Origin of the sequence: Pseudomonas sp. GZD-209 (genome assembly GCF_049310485.1) — a bacterium.
Classification (GTDB): Bacteria; Pseudomonadota; Gammaproteobacteria; order Pseudomonadales; family Pseudomonadaceae; genus Aquipseudomonas; species Aquipseudomonas sichuanensis.
This window is the reverse complement of sequence record NZ_JBMOWQ010000082.1, coordinates 1-15,427: the sequence shown is the minus strand read 5'-3', so window position 1 is coordinate 15,427 and position 15,427 is coordinate 1. Positions and strand designations below refer to the sequence as shown.

The window sequence follows — 15,427 nt, the reverse complement described above, 5'->3', positions numbered from 1 at the left end:
GTTATCAAGCAGCTAGATCATTGCTTAATCAGTTTGTAGCACGCTCCGGCAGATTTGAACAGGGTAGTTCTTGACTAAAAGAAAAAATTCAAGATAAGGCTACAACCCACCTGAACGGCGATTACCGATAACCCAGGGCGGCAGCAGCTGAACTGCAGGCATGAAAAAGGGCGACCGAAGTCGCCCTTTTTCTTACCGATCAAACAGAACTCAGTTCTGCTTGGCCATTGCTTCGCGCAGCAGCGCAGCCATGGTGGTATCGGCAGCCGCTTCCGGAGCGTTTTTCAGGCTCTGGATGGCTTCGCGCTCTTCAGCATCGTCCTTCGACTTGATGGACAGGCTGATGACGCGGGACTTGCGGTCGACGCTGATGATCTTGGCTTCGATCTCTTCGCCTTCCTTCAGCACGTTACGAGCGTCTTCAACGCGGTCACGGCTGATTTCGGAAGCCTTCAGAGTAGCTTCGATGTCGTCGGCCAGGGTCACGATAGCGCCCTTGGCGTCAACTTCCTTGACGATACCTTTGACGATAGCGCCCTTGTCGTTGATCGAAACGAAGTTGGAGAACGGATCGTCTTCCAGCTGCTTGATGCCCAGGGAGATGCGCTCGCGCTCTGGGTCAACCGACAGGATGACGGTTTCCAGCTCGTCGCCCTTCTTGAAGCGACGCACGGCTTCTTCGCCAGCTTCGTTCCAGGAGATGTCGGACAGGTGAACCAGACCGTCGATGCCGCCGTCCAGACCGATGAAGATACCGAAGTCGGTGATCGACTTGATGGTACCGGTGATCTTGTCACCCTTGTTGAACTGGCCGGAGAAGTCTTCCCATGGGTTGGACTTGCACTGCTTGATGCCCAGGGAAATACGACGACGCTCTTCGTCGATGTCCAGAACCATGACTTCCACTTCGTCGCCAACCTGAACGACTTTCGACGGGTGGATGTTCTTGTTGGTCCAGTCCATTTCGGAAACGTGTACCAGACCTTCAACGCCTTCTTCCAGCTCAGCGAAGCAGCCGTAGTCGGTCAGGTTGGTAACGCGAGCAGTCACGCGAGTGCTCTCTGGGTAACGGGCTTTGATAGCAACCCATGGATCTTCACCCAGTTGCTTCAGACCCAGCGAAACGCGGTTGCGCTCACGATCGTACTTCAGGACCTTGACGTCGATCTCGTCGCCAACGTTGACGATCTCGGACGGGTGCTTGATACGCTTCCAGGCCATGTCGGTGATGTGCAGCAGACCATCGACGCCGCCCAGGTCAACGAACGCACCGTAGTCGGTGAGGTTCTTGACGATACCTTTGACCTGCTGGCCTTCCTGCAGCGATTCCAGCAGAGCTTCGCGCTCGGCGCTGTTTTCGGCTTCCAGGACGCTGCGACGGGAAACGACAACGTTGTTGCGCTTCTGGTCCAGCTTGATGACCTTGAATTCCAGCTCTTTGCCTTCGAGGTGGGTGGTGTCGCGCACTGGGCGGACATCAACCAGGGAGCCCGGCAGGAACGCACGGATGCCGTTAACGTCGACAGTGAAGCCGCCTTTAACCTTACCGTTGATAACGCCCTTGACCACTTCTTCAGCAGCGAAAGCAGCTTCCAGAACAATCCAGCACTCAGCGCGCTTGGCTTTTTCACGGGACAGCTTGGTTTCGCCGAAGCCGTCTTCGACCGCGTCCAGCGCAACGTGAACTTCGTCACCGACCTTGATGGTCAGTTCGCCAGCTTCGTTGTAGAACTGCTCGAGCGGGATGACACCCTCGGACTTCAGGCCAGCGTGTACGGTAACCCAGTCGCCGTCGATGTCGACAACGATACCGGTGATGATGGCACCCGGCTGAAGATTGAGGGTTTTCAGGCTTTCTTCAAAGAGTTCTGCAAAGCTTTCGCTCATTTTAATTCCTGTAGATTCGGGCGAAAAAAACGCCCATAGCCACATTCCAGACAATGTGGGTTTCGTTAAGTTAAGAAGTGCTGACAGGACGTTGACTGGTGCCCCTGCCCGCTCTCCTCTCCATCAGACCAAGTCGCGCAGGGCGAGCTCGCTTCTGATGCGTTGCAGCACCTGCTCGATGGACAACTCCGTGGAATCCAGCTGGATCGCATCGGCCGCCGGTTTGAGCGGGGCCACTGCGCGCTGGGTGTCGCGCTCATCACGCGCACGGATCTCATCTAGCAGACTCGACAGACTAACATCTTCGCCCTTGCCCTTCAACTGCAGGTAACGGCGACGGGCACGCTCCTCGGCACTGGCGGTGAGGAACACCTTCAACGGCGCGTCCGGGAACACCACCGTACCCATGTCACGGCCATCGGCGATCAGCCCGGGCGCTTCACGGAAAGCGCGCTGGCGCTGCAGCAGCGCCTCACGCACCGCCGGCAGCGAGGCGACCATCGAGGCGCCGGCACCAACCGTTTCGGTGCGGATGACGTTGCTGACATCCTCACCCTCGAGAATGATCTGCTGCAGCTTGCCAGGCTCGGCGGCGATGAACTGCACGTCCAGATGGGCCGCCAGGGCCTTGAGCAGCTCTTCGTTGGTCAGGTCGACACCGTGGTTGCTGGCATTGAATGCCAGCAGGCGATACAACGCGCCGGAGTCGAGCAGACGCCAGCCCAGCTCACGGGCCAGCAGCCCTGCGACCGTACCCTTGCCCGAGCCGCTTGGCCCGTCGATGGTGATGACCGGCGCTTGCGAATTCACGACTTGCCCTCTTCTGCGACGCGAATACCGACTTCCTTGCACAGTGCCAGGAAGTTGGGGAACGACGTGGCGACGTTGGCGCAGTCATGAATGACGATCGGTGCAGTGGCGCGCAACGATGCGATGCTGAAAGCCATGGCGATACGGTGGTCACCGTGACCGTGCACTTCACCGCCGCCGATCTGGCCGCCATCGATGATGATGCCGTCAGGGGTAGGCTCGCACTTCACGCCCAGGGTGATCAGGCCGTCGGCCATCACCTGGATGCGATCCGATTCCTTGACCCGCAGCTCTTCGGCACCGCGCAGCACGGTACGCCCTTCGGCGCAGGCGGCAGCGACGAACAGCACCGGGAACTCGTCGATGGCCAGCGGCACCAGCTCTTCAGGGATGTCGATGCCCTTGAGCTTGGCGCCACGCACACGCAGGTCGGCCACCGGCTCGCCGCCGACTTCACGCTGGTTCTCCAGGGTGATGTCGCCGCCCATCAGGCGCAGGATGTCGATCACGCCGGTACGGGTCGGGTTGATGCCGACATGCTCCAGGACCAGCTCGGAACCTTCGGCGATCGAAGCAGCCACCAGGAAGAACGCTGCGGAAGAGATGTCCGCCGGCACTTCGATACGGGTCGCGGTGAGCTTGCCGCCGGACTGCAGCGAGGCCACCGGGCCATTCGAAGCAACCGAGTAGCCGAAGCCACGCAGCATGCGCTCGGTGTGGTCACGGGTCGGGGCCGGTTCGGTGACGGTGGTGGTGCCTTCGGCGTACAGACCCGCCAGCAGCAGGCAGGACTTAACCTGGGCACTGGCCATCGGCAGCGTGTAGGTCAGGGCTTTGAGCTTGGCGCCACCACGGATGGTCAGCGGCGGACGCCCTTCCGGGCCGGTTTCCACCACTGCGCCCATTTCGCGCAGCGGGTTGGCCACGCGATTCATCGGGCGCTTGGACAGCGAAGCGTCGCCGGTCATGGTCACGTCGAACGGCTGGCCGGCCAGCAGGCCCGAGAGCAGGCGCATCGAGGTGCCGGAGTTACCGACATAGAGCGGGCCAGGCGGCGGCTTCAGGCCGTGCAGCCCGACACCGTGAATGGTCACGCGGCCATGTTGCGGGCCCTCGATGACCACACCCATGTCACGGAACGCCTGCAAAGTGGCAAGCGCATCTTCACCTTCGAGGAAGCCTTCGACTTCGGTGGTGCCTTCGGCCAGGGAGCCGAGCATGATCGAACGGTGGGAAATCGATTTGTCGCCCGGTACGCGAATCCGTCCGGATACGCGGCCACCAGGTTGGGCCAGGAAAATCAGGTCGTTGGCGTTCATAGCGTCCACATAGGCCCGGCGGGCAAGGATTTTACTGAAATGCTCGCGGGCAACCCGGGCGCGGGTGAACACACCCAGCAGTTGGTGCCCGTCTCCAGCATCGACCGCGTCGCGCAAGGCGTCGAGGTCGCTGCGAAATGTATCGAGAGTACGCAGGACCGCTTCCCGGTTGGCGAGGAAGATGTCATGCCACATGATCGGGTCGCTGCCGGCGATTCTCGTGAAATCGCGGAAGCCCCCCGCAGCGTACCGGAAGATGTCCAGGTTTTCATTGCGCTTGGCCAGCGAGTCGACCAGGCCGAATGCCAGCAGGTGTGGCAGGTGACTGGTGGCAGCCAGCACTTCGTCGTGGCGCTCCACCGGCATGTGCTCGACATCGGCGTCCAGCGCGCGCCACAGCCGATCGACCAGGGCCAGGGCAGCCGGGTCGGTTTCAGCCAATGGCGTGAGAATGACCTTGTGCCGGCGGAACAGCGCGGCATTGGAAGCCTCCACCCCGCTCTGCTCGGAACCGGCGATCGGGTGGCCCGGGACAAAGCGCGACAGGCCTGCGGCGAAGGCCTCACGGGCGGCGCGCACCACATTGCCCTTGGCGCTGCCGACATCGGTGATGACCGCATCGCCAAGGTCGAGCTGCGCCAGACGCGCCAGAACCTTCTCCATCGCCAGGATCGGCACGGCCAGCTGGATCACGTCGGCACCGACACAGGCCGCAGCCAGGTCTGCCTCACAGCGGTCGACCACACCCAGCACCACCGCCTGCTTGCGCGATTCGGCATCCAGATCGACACCGACCACTTCGCGGCACAGGCCGCTCTCGCGCAGGCCTTTGGCGAAAGAGCCGCCGATCAGGCCGAGGCCGACGACGACCAGGCGACCGATGAGCGGGGTGGATTTATTTGTTACGGCATCTACCACGAGTGCGAACCCTGTTCAGAAATCAAGACAGTCTGTGAGGCCCATCGCGGGGCAAGCCCGCTCCCACTCCTGAAGCGTGGGAGCGGCGGTGCGCCGATGCGACTTGCCCCGCGATGGGCGCTCAAGCAACCCTCAGAGCACCGCTTTCGGATAAGAACCCAACACCTTCAGCGCCACAGCCTCCTGGCTGATCTGCTCGAGCACCGCCTTGATCAGCGGATCGCGGTGATGGCCGACGAAGTCGATGAAGAACACGTAAGTCCACTTGCCGCTGCGCGAAGGACGGGTCTCGATGCGCGTCAGGTCGATGCCGTTCTCATGGAAGGGCACCAGCAGCTCGTGCAGGGCGCCCGGCTTGTTGCTCATGGAAACGATGATCGACGTCTTGTCGTCACCGGTCGGCGGCACTTCCTGGTTACCGATCATCAGGAAGCGCGTGGAGTTGTCCGGGCGATCCTCGATCTTCTCGGCCAGGCGGGTCAGGCCATACAGGTTCGCCGCCATGTCGCCGGCGATCGCCGCCGAGTTCCACTCACCCTTGACCCGCTTGGCTGCCTCGGCGTTGCTCGAAACCGCGACGCGCTCGACATTCGGGTAATGCGCGTCCAGCCACTTGCGGCACTGGGCCAGCGACTGGGCGTGGGAGTAGATGCGGGTGATGCTGTCGGTCTTGGTGTTCTCGCCCACCAGCAGGTGATGGTGGATGCGCAGCTCGACCTCACCGCAGATCACCATGTCGTGCTCGAGGAAGCTGTCCAGGGTATGGCTGACCGCACCCTCGGTGGAGTTCTCCACCGGCACCACGCCGAAGTTGACGGCACCGGCCGCCACTTCGCGGAACACTTCGTCGATGGCCGCCATCGGGCGACTGACCACGGCATGGCCGAAGTGCTTCATGGCCGCGGCCTGGGTGAAGGTCCCTTCGGGGCCGAGGTAGGCAATCTTCAACGGCTCTTCAAGCGCCAGGCACGACGACATGATCTCGCGGAACAACCGCGCCATCTCTTCGTTGCCCAGCGGACCCTTGTTGCGCTCCATCACGCGCTTGAGCACGGCAGCTTCGCGCTCAGGGCGATAGAACACCGGCTTCTCGCCTTCGGCCAGCGAGGCGGTCTTGACCCGCGCCACTTCTTCGGCGCAGCGCGCGCGGTCGCTGATCAGCTCGAGGATCTTCTCGTCGAGGCTGTCGATGCGTACGCGCAGGGCCTTGAGTTCCTGTTCGGACATCAGCCGTGCTCCTTCTCGAATTCAGCCATGTAACCCACCAGCGCCTCGACCGCTTCCAGGCCCAGGGCGTTGTAGATCGAGGCGCGCATGCCGCCAACCGAGCGGTGGCCTTTGAGGTTCAGCAAGCCACGGGCGTCGGCGCCGGCCAGGAAAGCCTTGTCCAGACGCTCGTCGGCCAGGCGGAACGGTACGTTCATCCACGAACGGGCATTGACGCTGATCGGGTTGGTGTAGAACTCGCTGGCGTCGATGAAACCGTAGAGACGGTCCTTCTTCGCCCGGTTACGCTGCTCCATGGCCTCGACGCCGCCCTGCTCCTTGAGCCACTCGAACACCAGGCCCGAGAGGTACCAGGAATAGGTGGCCGGGGTGTTGTACATCGAACCGTTGTCGGCCGAAACCTTGTAGTCGAGCATGGTCGGGCAGCTGCTGCGGGCACGCCCCAACAGGTCTTCACGCACGATTACCACCACCAGGCCGCTCGGACCGATGTTCTTCTGCGCGCCGGCGTAGATCAGGCCGAACTGCGACACATCGATCGGGCGCGAGAGGATGTCGGAGGACATGTCGACCACCAGCGGCACGTCACCGGCCTCGGGCACCCAGTCGAACTGCAGGCCACCGATAGTCTCGTTGGAGGCGTAGTGCAGGTAGGCGGCGTTCTTGCTCAGCTGCCACTCGTTCTGGCCCGGGATGGCCAGGTAGTCGTAGGGTTTGGCGCTGGCGGCGACATTGACGTTGCCGAAACGACGCGCTTCCTCGATGGCCTTTTTCGACCAGATACCGGTCTCGACATAGTCCGCAGTGCCATTTTCCGGCAGCAGGTTCAGCGGGATCTCGGCGAACTGCTGGCTGGCGCCACCCTGCAGGAACAGCACCTTGTAGTTGGAGGGGACGGACAGCAGGTCACGCAGGTCCTGCTCGGCCTTCTCGGCGATGGCCACGTAGTCGTCGCTGCGATGGCTCATTTCCATCACCGACAGACCCTTGCCGCGCCAGTCCAGCATTTCTGCCTGGGCACGCTGCAGGACGGCATCAGGAAGCGCGGCAGGGCCTGCGCAGAAGTTAAAGGCTCGTTTGCTCACATCCACTCTCGCTCTGCCAAATAGTACAAATCTGCAATCTTCGATACTGCACAGAACCCTGTGGGAGCGGGTTCACCCGCGAACCCCGGCATGGCCGGGGCTTGCACCGCGGCGACGCCTTCGCGGGTAAACCCGCTCCCACAGGGTATTGCACCGCCCTTCAGGACGCTGCCGACGCTAATCAGTCAAACGGGGCGACCTTGGTCGCCCCGTTCGGGTTGTTGCACTTGCTTACTCTTGCGGCGCCTCTTCAGCGCCGGCGCTGTCCTCGTCAGCGGCATCCACCGCGTCGAGCGGTGCGCCCTCCTCGTCCGTCTCGATTACATCATCGAGTTCGTCCTCGGACGGCTCCTGGATACGCTCCAGGCCCACCAGCGTCTCGTCGGCAGCCAGCTTGATCAGCGTCACACCCTGGGTGTTACGGCTCAGGCTGGACACCTCGCCAACCCGCGTGCGCACCAGTGTGCCCTGGTCGGAGATCAGCATGATCTCTTCGCCTTCCTGCACCTGGATAGCGCCGACCAGCAGGCCGTTGCGCCCCTTGGTACCCATGGCGATCACGCCCTGGCCACCACGGCCGCGACGCGGGAACTTGGACAGCGGGGTACGCTTGCCGAAGCCACGCTCGGAGGCGGTGAGGATCTGTGCGCCGGACTCAGGGATCAGCATCGAGATGATCTGCTGCCCTTTGCCCAGCTTCATGCCACGCACGCCACGGGCGGTACGGCCCATTTCACGCACGACGCTCTCGGCGAAACGGATCACCTTGCCGGCGTCCGAGAACATCATGACTTCCTTGGCGCCGTCGGTGATGGCCGCGGCGATCAGGGTGTCACCCTCTTTGAGCTTCAGGGCGATCAGGCCATTGGAACGCGGACGGGCGAACTGCACCAGCGGGGTCTTCTTGACGGTACCGGAGGCGGTGGCCATGAAGATGTAGGCGCCTGTCGCTTCGGCAACCCACTCTGGCGTGTCGCCGTCTTCCTCGTCGATCTCCTCGGCTTCTACCAGCTCGCCTTCGATCACGCTGTCATCGCTGTCCTCCAGCTCTTCCTCAGGGTCTGCGTGCTGCTGCAGCGCCTCCAGGTCGATTTGCAGCATGGCGGTGATGCGCTCACCTTCTTCCAGCGGCAGCAGGTTGACCAGCGGACGACCGCGAGCGGCGCGGGAAGCCTCTGGGATTTCGTAGGTTTTCTTCCAGTACACCTTGCCCTTGCTGGAGAACAGCAACAGGGTGGCGTGGCTGTTGGCGACCAGCAGGTGCTCGACGTAGTCCTCATCCTTGACGCCGGTAGCCGACTTGCCCTTGCCACCACGGCGCTGGGCCTGGTAGGCGGACAGCGGCTGGGTCTTGGCATAACCACCGTGGGAGATGGTCACCACGCGCTCTTCTTCCGGGATCATGTCGCCGTAGTTGAGGTCGTGGCTGGCATTGAGGATTTCGGTGCGGCGGGCATCGCCGTACTCGGCGCGAATCGCTTCGAGCTCTTCGCGGATCACTTCCATCAGGCGCTCGGCGCTGCTGAGGATGCGGATCAGCTCGCCGATCTGCTCGAGAATCTCCTGGTACTCGGCCAGCAGCTTCTCGTGCTCCAGGCCAGTCAGGCGGTGCAGGCGCAGGTCGAGAATGGCCTGGGCCTGTTCCGGCGACAGGTAGTACTTGCCTTCGCGCAGGCCGTATTGCTCCGGCAGGTCTTCCGGGCGGCACGACTCGGCACCGGCGCGCTCGACCATCACCTGCACGGCGCTGGATTCCCAGGCCATGGCAACCAGTGCTTCCTTGGCCTCGGAAGGCGTCGGCGAAGCCTTGATCAGGGCGATGACCGGGTCGATGTTGGACAGTGCGACAGCCTGGCCTTCAAGGATATGGCCACGCTCGCGGGCCTTGCGCAGCTCGAACACGGTACGCCGGGTCACCACTTCGCGGCGGTGGCGAACGAAGGCTTCGAGCAGGTCCTTGAGGTTGAGCAGGCGCGGGCGACCGTCGATCAGGGCAACGATGTTGATGCCGAACACGCTCTGCAGCTGGGTCTGCTGGTAGAGGTTGTTGAGCACCACTTCCGGCACCTCGCCGCGACGCAGCTCGATGACGATGCGCATGCCGTCCTTGTCGGACTCGTCGCGCAGCTCGGTGATGCCTTCGATCTTCTTCTCTTTCACCAGCTCGGCGATCTTTTCGATCAGACGCGCCTTGTTCAGCTGGTAAGGCAGCTCGGTGATGACGATCTGCTGGCGACCACCGACCTTGTCGATGTCTTCGATCTCGGAGCGGGCGCGCATATAAATGCGGCCACGGCCGGTGCGATAGGCCTCGATGATGCCCTGGCGACCGTTGATCTGGCCGGCCGTCGGGAAGTCCGGGCCCGGGATGAACTGCATCAGCTCATCGACCGTGATATCGGAGTTGTCGATCAGTGCCAGGCAGCCATCGATCACTTCGCCCAGGTTGTGCGGCGGAATGTTGGTGGCCATGCCCACGGCGATACCGCTGGAACCGTTGACCAGCAGGTTGGGGATACGGGTCGGCATGACCGCCGGGATCTGCTCGGTGCCGTCGTAGTTGGGCACCCAGTCGACGGTCTCTTTGTGCAGGTCGGCCAGCAGCTCGTGGGCCAGCTTGGACATGCGCACTTCGGTGTATCGCATGGCCGCGGCGTTGTCGCCGTCCACCGAACCGAAGTTGCCCTGGCCATCGACCAGCAGGTAGCGCAGCGAGAACGGCTGCGCCATGCGCACGATGGTGTCGTACACGGCAGTGTCGCCGTGGGGGTGGTACTTACCGATCACGTCACCGACCACACGGGCGGATTTCTTGTACGGCTTGTTCCAGTCGTTGCCCAGTTCGCTCATCGCATACAGAACGCGACGATGCACGGGCTTCAAGCCGTCACGCGCATCGGGCAGCGCTCGCCCGACAATCACGCTCATCGCGTAGTCGAGGTAAGACTGTCTCAGTTCGTCTTCGATATTGACCGGGAGGATTTCTTTGGCCAGTTCGCCCATGAGAAGCCTGATTCCTTTTTCTGGTGAAACTTCGCCTGATCCCTCGAAGGACGAACGAAGCTCGCCGCCGCAGCGCATAGGGGTGCGACGACATACGACAAATCAATGAGTTGTGCCATGGATCTGCGCAATGAAGGCCGCCTCAACGAGCGGCCTTGGAAACTGCCGGATGTTACCACAAAGGCTGGGCGCATGGGAGATATGGCAGGATGCCGCCGCGCCCCGCAACAGCCCCATCCATTTGGAGAGGGCAAAGCCACCGAAACCCTCTCAATGCAGGCGTTTGCGGCACATCAGCTGGGCGATTTTCGCGGTATCCGGGCGCTCGACCACGCCTCTTTCGGTAACAATCACATCGATCAGGTCGGCCGGCGTGACATCCACCACCGGGTTGTAGGCCTCGACATCGGCCGTCACCTGGATGCCTTCCACCTCCAGCAGCTCTTCTTCACCGCGCACTTCCAGCGGGATGTCTTCGCCCGTGGCCAGGTTCAGGTCGATGCTGGTGCTCGGTGCCACCACCATGAAGCGCAAACCATGGTGCATCGCCGTTACCGCCATCTGATAGGTGCCGATCTTCGCCGCCACGTCGCCATTGGCGGCGATACAGTCGGCACCGACCACCACCCAGGTGATGCCCTTGACCTTCATCAGGTGCCCGGCGGCAGAATCGGCGACCACAGTCACCGGCACGCCATCGGCGGCCAGCTCCCAGGCCGTCAGGCGCGAGCCCTGCAACCACGGGCGCGACTCACAGGCGTAGACCCGCTCGACCATGCCTTCCAGCGCCGCGGCCCGGATCACCCCCAGCGCGGTACCGAAACCACCGCTGGCCAGCGCCCCGGCATTGCCATGAGTCAGCAGCACCTGCTCGCTGCCCTGGTGCTTGCGGATCTGCTCGACACCGAACTGGGCCATGGTCAGGTTGGCCTCCCGATCGCTTTCATGGATGGCGACCGCCTCGGCCTCCAACGCCGCCAGCACGTCCTCTTCGGGGCGAAGGCGCTGCAGGCGTTCACGCATTCGGTTAAGCGCCCAGAACAGGTTGGCCGGCGTCGGGCGCGACTCGCCCAGCATCATGAAGTCTTCTTCCAGGGCCTCTTCCCAGCCGTCGCCTTCCGCCAGCCGCTGACGCAACGCCAGCACCAGCCCGTAGGCGGCGCAGATGCCGATCGCCGAAGCGCCGCGCACGGCCATGTCGCCGATCGCCTCGACCACCGCCGCAACGTCGGTGCAGGTCAGCCAATGCTGCTCGAGCGGCAGCAGGCGCTGGTCGAGCAGGTGCAACGCGCCGTCGCGCCACTGGATGCCCGTCACCGTCTCCGCCGCCAAAAGTTGCTCGCGCATCGCCTCTCCCCGTCGCCCTGGCATCAAAAGCCGGCGATTATAGCGACCCTCAGCCCCGGACGCTCGGGTATACTGCGCGTTTCGCCGAACCGACCCAGGTATATGCCGCGCATGCCCACCGCCACTCCCCCTCTCGACCTGCTGCTCGTACCGCAATGGCTGGTGCCCGTGGAGCCGGCAGGGGTGGTACTGACGGGGCACGCGCTGGGTATTCGCGACGGCCTGATCGCCTGGCTCGGGCCGCGCGAGCGGGCACCCCGGGCATACGAGGTGCGCGAGCTGCCCGACTGCCTGCTCAGCCCCGGGCTGGTCAACGCCCACGGCCACGCCGCCATGAGCCTGTTCCGCGGGCTGGCCGACGACCTGCCATTGATGACCTGGCTCCAGGAGCACATCTGGCCGGCGGAGGGGCGCTGGGTCGACGAAGCATTCGTGCGCGACGGCACCGACCTGGCCATCGCCGAGCAGCTCAAGGGCGGCATCACCTGCTTCGCCGACATGTATTTCTTCCCCCGCGAAGCCTGTGACCGCGTGCACCGCAGTGGCATCCGCGCACAGATCGCCGTGCCCCTGCTGGACTTCCCGATCCCTGGTGCACGCACCCCGGAAGAAGGCCTGCAACTGGCCATCGAGCTGTTCGGCGACCTGCGTCACCACCCGCGCATCAGCATCGCCCTCGGCCCGCACGCGCCCTACACGGTCAGTGACCAGAACCTGGAAAAAATCCGCATCATCGCCGACCAGCTCGACGCGCCGCTGCACATGCACATCCACGAGACCGCCAGCGAAGTCGAGCAGGCGCTCAACGACACCGGCGAGCGCCCGCTGGCGCGCCTTGCTCGCCTGGGCCTGCTCGGCCCCAACCTGCAGGCGGTGCACATGACCCAGGTCAGCGACGAAGACTTGGCGCTGCTGGTAGAAAGCAACACCAGCGTGGTCCACTGCCCGGAATCCAACCTCAAGCTGGCCAGCGGCTTCTGCCCGGTGGAGCGCTTGTGGCAGGCCGGCGTGAACGTGGCCGTCGGTACCGATGGCGCGGCCAGCAACAACGACCTGGATCTGCTCGGCGAAACCCGCACCGCCGCCCTGCTGGCCAAGGCCGTCGCCGGCAGCGCCACCGCCCTGGATGCCCACCGGGCACTGCGCATGGCCACGCTCAATGGCGCCCGGGCGCTTGGCCTTGAGGACGTGACCGGCTCACTGGAGCCGGGCAAGGCCGCCGACCTGGCCGTGTTCGACCTGTCCGGCCTGGCCCAGCAACCCGTGCACGACCCGGTTTCGCAACTGATCTACGCCACCGGCCGCGACTGCGTCAAGGACGTCTGGGTCGCTGGCCACCCCCTGGTGCAGGACCGCCGCCTGACGCGGATGGACGAGCAGGCCCTGGCCGCCACGGCTCGCGCCTGGGGAGCCCGCATCGGCGGGCACAACGAATGACTGGCCGGCAGCCACGGCTGCCGCCCCGTGACACTCTTTATCGAAGTTTCAGAGGACTGTTCAGATGAGCAACGTCGACCACGCCGAAATCGCCAAGTTCGAAGCCCTGGCCCACCGCTGGTGGGACCGCGAAAGCGAGTTCAAGCCCCTGCACGACATCAACCCGTTGCGCGTCAACTGGATCGACGAGCGGGTCAGCCTGGCCGGCAAGAAAGTGCTCGACGTCGGCTGCGGCGGCGGCATCCTCAGTGAAGCGATGGCCCAGCGCGGCGCCACCGTCACCGGCATCGACATGGGCGAGGCACCGCTGGCGGTGGCCCAGTTGCACCAGCTGGAGTCCGGCGTCGAAGTCGAATACCGGCAGATCACCGCCGAAGCCCTGGCCGAGGAAATGCCCCAGCAGTTCGACGTGGTCACCTGCCTTGAAATGCTCGAGCATGTGCCTGACCCGTCCTCGGTGATCCGCGCCTGCTACCGCATGGTCAAGCCCGGTGGCCAGGTGTTCTTCTCGACCATCAACCGCAACCCCAAGGCCTACCTGCTGGCCATCGTCGGCGCCGAGTACATCCTCAAGATGCTGCCGCGCGGCACCCACGACTTCAAGAAGTTCATCCGCCCCTCCGAGCTGGGTGCCTGGAGCCGTGCTGCCGGCCTGGAAGTGAAGGACATCATCGGCCTCACCTACAACCCGCTGACCAAACACTACAAGCTGAACAACGATGTCGACGTCAACTACATGATCCAGACCCTGCGCGAGGAATGAGCATGCGCCTGCGAGCAGTACTCTTCGACATGGATGGCACCCTGCTGGACACCGCGCCAGACTTCATCGCCATCTGCCAGGCGATGCTCGCCGAGCGCGGCCTGCCGGCCATCGACGACGCGCGCATCCGCGACGAGATTTCCGGCGGCGCCCGCGCCATGGTTGCCGCAACCTTCGCCATGGACCCGGACGCCGATGGCTTCGAGGCCCTGCGTCAGGAGTTCCTCGAGCGCTACCAGCGCGACTGCGCGGTGCACAGCAAGCTGTTCGACGGCATGGCCGAGCTTTTAGCCGACATCGAGCGCGGCAACCTGCTGTGGGGCGTGGTCACCAACAAGCCGGTGCGTTTCGCCGAGCCGATCATGCAGCGCCTGGGCCTGGCCGAGCGCTCGGCGCTGCTGATCTGCCCCGAGCACGTGAAGAACAGCAAGCCCGACCCGGAGCCGATGATCCTCGCCTGCAAGACACTTAACCTGGACCCGGCCAGCGTGCTGTTCGTCGGCGACGACCTGCGCGATATCGAGTCTGGCCGCGATGCTGGCACCCGCACCGCCGCCGTGCGCTATGGCTATATTCATCCACAGGACAACCCCAACAACTGGGGCGCCGACGTGGTGGTGGACCACCCGCTGGAGCTGCGCAAGGTGATCGACAGCGCGCTCTGCGGCTGCTGATTTCCGTTTGACAGCGCCTGTCTGTGGGAGCGGGTTTACCCGCGAAGAATCCACCGCGGTGCAAGGCCCCGGCTATGCCGGGGTTCGCGGGTAAACCCGCTCCCACAGGGACTGTGTCGCATCACCGAACCCGAAGGACAAATCACATGTTCGACTACACCGCCCGCCCCGACCTGCTCAAAGGCCGGATCATCCTGGTCACCGGCGCCGGTCGCGGCATCGGCGCCGCCGCCGCCAAGGCCTATGCCGCCCTGGGCGCCACGGTCCTGCTGCTGGGCAAGACCGAAGCCAACCTCAACGAGGTCTACGACCAGATCGAAGCCGCCGGTCATCCGCAGCCAGCGGTCATCCCGTTCAACCTGGAAACCGCCCTGCCGCACCAGTACGACGAACTGGCGGTGATGATCGAGGAGCAGTTCGGCCGCCTCGACGGCCTGCTCAACAACGCCTCGATCATCGGCCCGCGCACGCCGATGGAGCAGCTGTCGGGCGACAACTTCATGCGGGTGATGCACATCAACGTCAACGCCACCTTCATGCTCACCAGCACCCTGCTGCCGCTGCTCAAGCTGTCGGACGACGCCTCGGTGGTGTTCACCTCCAGCAGCGTCGGGCGCAAAGGCCGGGCCTACTGGGGCGCCTATGGCGTGTCGAAGTTCGCCACCGAAGGGCTGATGCAGACCCTGGCCGACGAGCTGGAAGGCGTGGCGCCGGTACGCGCCAACAGCATCAACCCAGGCGCCACGCGCACGGCGATGCGGGCACAGGCCTACCCGAGCGAGAACCCGCAGAACAATCCGCTGCCCGAAGAGATCATGCCGGTGTATCTGTACCTGATGGGGCCGGATAGCAAGGAAGTGAACGGCCAAGCACTGAACGCGCAGTAAAACCCTTCGCGGGGGGGGGAACCCCCCCCCAACCACACAACGCGGGGGGGGGAGTGTCTCTCCGCACCTT

11 protein-coding genes are annotated in these 15,427 nt (G+C 63.8%); 4 read left to right on the top strand and 7 right to left on the bottom strand.

What is annotated here, in order from left to right; all coding sequences use genetic code 11:
• Positions 1-210: 210 nt before the first annotated feature.
• From rpsA to mtnA, 7 genes are all read right to left on the bottom strand, one after another.
• Positions 211-1,887: a 30S ribosomal protein S1 gene (gene rpsA / locus ACO6VM_RS10950; RefSeq protein ID WP_110992524.1), complete on the bottom strand. Its 1,677-nt coding sequence runs from the start codon at positions 1,885-1,887 to the stop codon at positions 211-213.
• Positions 1,888-2,010: 123 nt separating this feature from the next.
• The gene (gene cmk / locus ACO6VM_RS10945; protein ID WP_110992523.1) at positions 2,011-2,697 is read right to left on the bottom strand and encodes a (d)CMP kinase; all 687 of its coding nucleotides are present in this window, start codon (positions 2,695-2,697) and stop codon (positions 2,011-2,013) included.
• Positions 2,694-4,934 (bottom strand): bifunctional prephenate dehydrogenase/3-phosphoshikimate 1-carboxyvinyltransferase, encoded by a 2,241-nt coding sequence (locus ACO6VM_RS10940; protein ID WP_422403244.1) that lies wholly within the window; start codon positions 4,932-4,934, stop codon positions 2,694-2,696. Before ACO6VM_RS10940 ends, cmk begins: the two co-directional genes overlap by 4 nt.
• Before the next feature lie 132 nt (positions 4,935-5,066).
• Positions 5,067-6,161: a prephenate dehydratase gene (gene pheA, locus ACO6VM_RS10935; protein ID WP_125463104.1), complete on the bottom strand. Its 1,095-nt coding sequence runs from the start codon at positions 6,159-6,161 to the stop codon at positions 5,067-5,069.
• The gene (gene serC / locus ACO6VM_RS10930; RefSeq protein WP_390967689.1) at positions 6,161-7,246 is read right to left on the bottom strand and encodes a 3-phosphoserine/phosphohydroxythreonine transaminase; all 1,086 of its coding nucleotides are present in this window, start codon (positions 7,244-7,246) and stop codon (positions 6,161-6,163) included. The genes pheA and serC overlap by 1 nt, the downstream gene beginning before the upstream one ends.
• A gap of 231 nt (positions 7,247-7,477) precedes the next feature.
• Positions 7,478-10,249 carry a DNA gyrase subunit A gene (gyrA, locus tag ACO6VM_RS10925; protein ID WP_390967688.1) on the bottom strand — a complete coding sequence of 924 codons (2,772 nt, stop codon included), beginning with the start codon at positions 10,247-10,249 and terminating at the stop codon, positions 7,478-7,480.
• A 270-nt stretch (positions 10,250-10,519) separates the two neighbouring features.
• Positions 10,520-11,596 (bottom strand): S-methyl-5-thioribose-1-phosphate isomerase, encoded by a 1,077-nt coding sequence (mtnA, locus tag ACO6VM_RS10920; RefSeq protein ID WP_401057716.1) that lies wholly within the window; start codon positions 11,594-11,596, stop codon positions 10,520-10,522.
• A 111-nt stretch (positions 11,597-11,707) separates the two neighbouring features.
• Between mtnA and ACO6VM_RS10915 the strand changes: the two genes are divergently transcribed.
• The 4 genes from ACO6VM_RS10915 to ACO6VM_RS10900 all read left to right on the top strand — a co-directional run bounded on the left by ACO6VM_RS10915 (position 11,708) and on the right by ACO6VM_RS10900 (position 15,357).
• Positions 11,708-13,033, top strand: a complete 1,326-nt coding sequence (locus ACO6VM_RS10915; RefSeq protein ID WP_422403243.1) for a TRZ/ATZ family hydrolase — start codon at positions 11,708-11,710, stop codon at positions 13,031-13,033.
• Positions 13,034-13,097: 64 nt separating this feature from the next.
• Positions 13,098-13,796: a bifunctional 2-polyprenyl-6-hydroxyphenol methylase/3-demethylubiquinol 3-O-methyltransferase UbiG gene (ubiG, locus tag ACO6VM_RS10910; protein ID WP_110992516.1), complete on the top strand. Its 699-nt coding sequence runs from the start codon at positions 13,098-13,100 to the stop codon at positions 13,794-13,796.
• A 2-nt stretch (positions 13,797-13,798) separates the two neighbouring features.
• Positions 13,799-14,470 carry an N-acetylmuramic acid 6-phosphate phosphatase MupP gene (gene mupP / locus ACO6VM_RS10905; protein ID WP_390967685.1) on the top strand — a complete coding sequence of 224 codons (672 nt, stop codon included), beginning with the start codon at positions 13,799-13,801 and terminating at the stop codon, positions 14,468-14,470.
• Between the two features lie 146 nt (positions 14,471-14,616).
• Complete coding sequence (locus ACO6VM_RS10900; RefSeq protein WP_110992514.1) at positions 14,617-15,357, top strand: YciK family oxidoreductase; 741 nt, start codon at positions 14,617-14,619, stop codon at positions 15,355-15,357.
• Positions 15,358-15,427: the final 70 nt, after the last annotated feature.

Coding starts and splice junctions, on each gene's coding strand:
- gyrA (WP_390967688.1), bottom strand. CDS start 10,249: ATGGGCGAACTGGCCAAAGAAATCCTCCCGGTCAATATCGAAGACGAA.
- pheA (WP_125463104.1), bottom strand. CDS start 6,161: ATGTCCGAACAGGAACTCAAGGCCCTGCGCGTACGCATCGACAGCCTC.
- ubiG (WP_110992516.1), top strand. CDS start 13,098: ATGAGCAACGTCGACCACGCCGAAATCGCCAAGTTCGAAGCCCTGGCC.
- ACO6VM_RS10915 (WP_422403243.1), top strand. CDS start 11,708: ATGCCCACCGCCACTCCCCCTCTCGACCTGCTGCTCGTACCGCAATGG.
- mupP (WP_390967685.1), top strand. CDS start 13,799: ATGCGCCTGCGAGCAGTACTCTTCGACATGGATGGCACCCTGCTGGAC.
- ACO6VM_RS10900 (WP_110992514.1), top strand. CDS start 14,617: ATGTTCGACTACACCGCCCGCCCCGACCTGCTCAAAGGCCGGATCATC.
- rpsA (WP_110992524.1), bottom strand. CDS start 1,887: ATGAGCGAAAGCTTTGCAGAACTCTTTGAAGAAAGCCTGAAAACCCTC.
- mtnA (WP_401057716.1), bottom strand. CDS start 11,596: ATGCGCGAGCAACTTTTGGCGGCGGAGACGGTGACGGGCATCCAGTGG.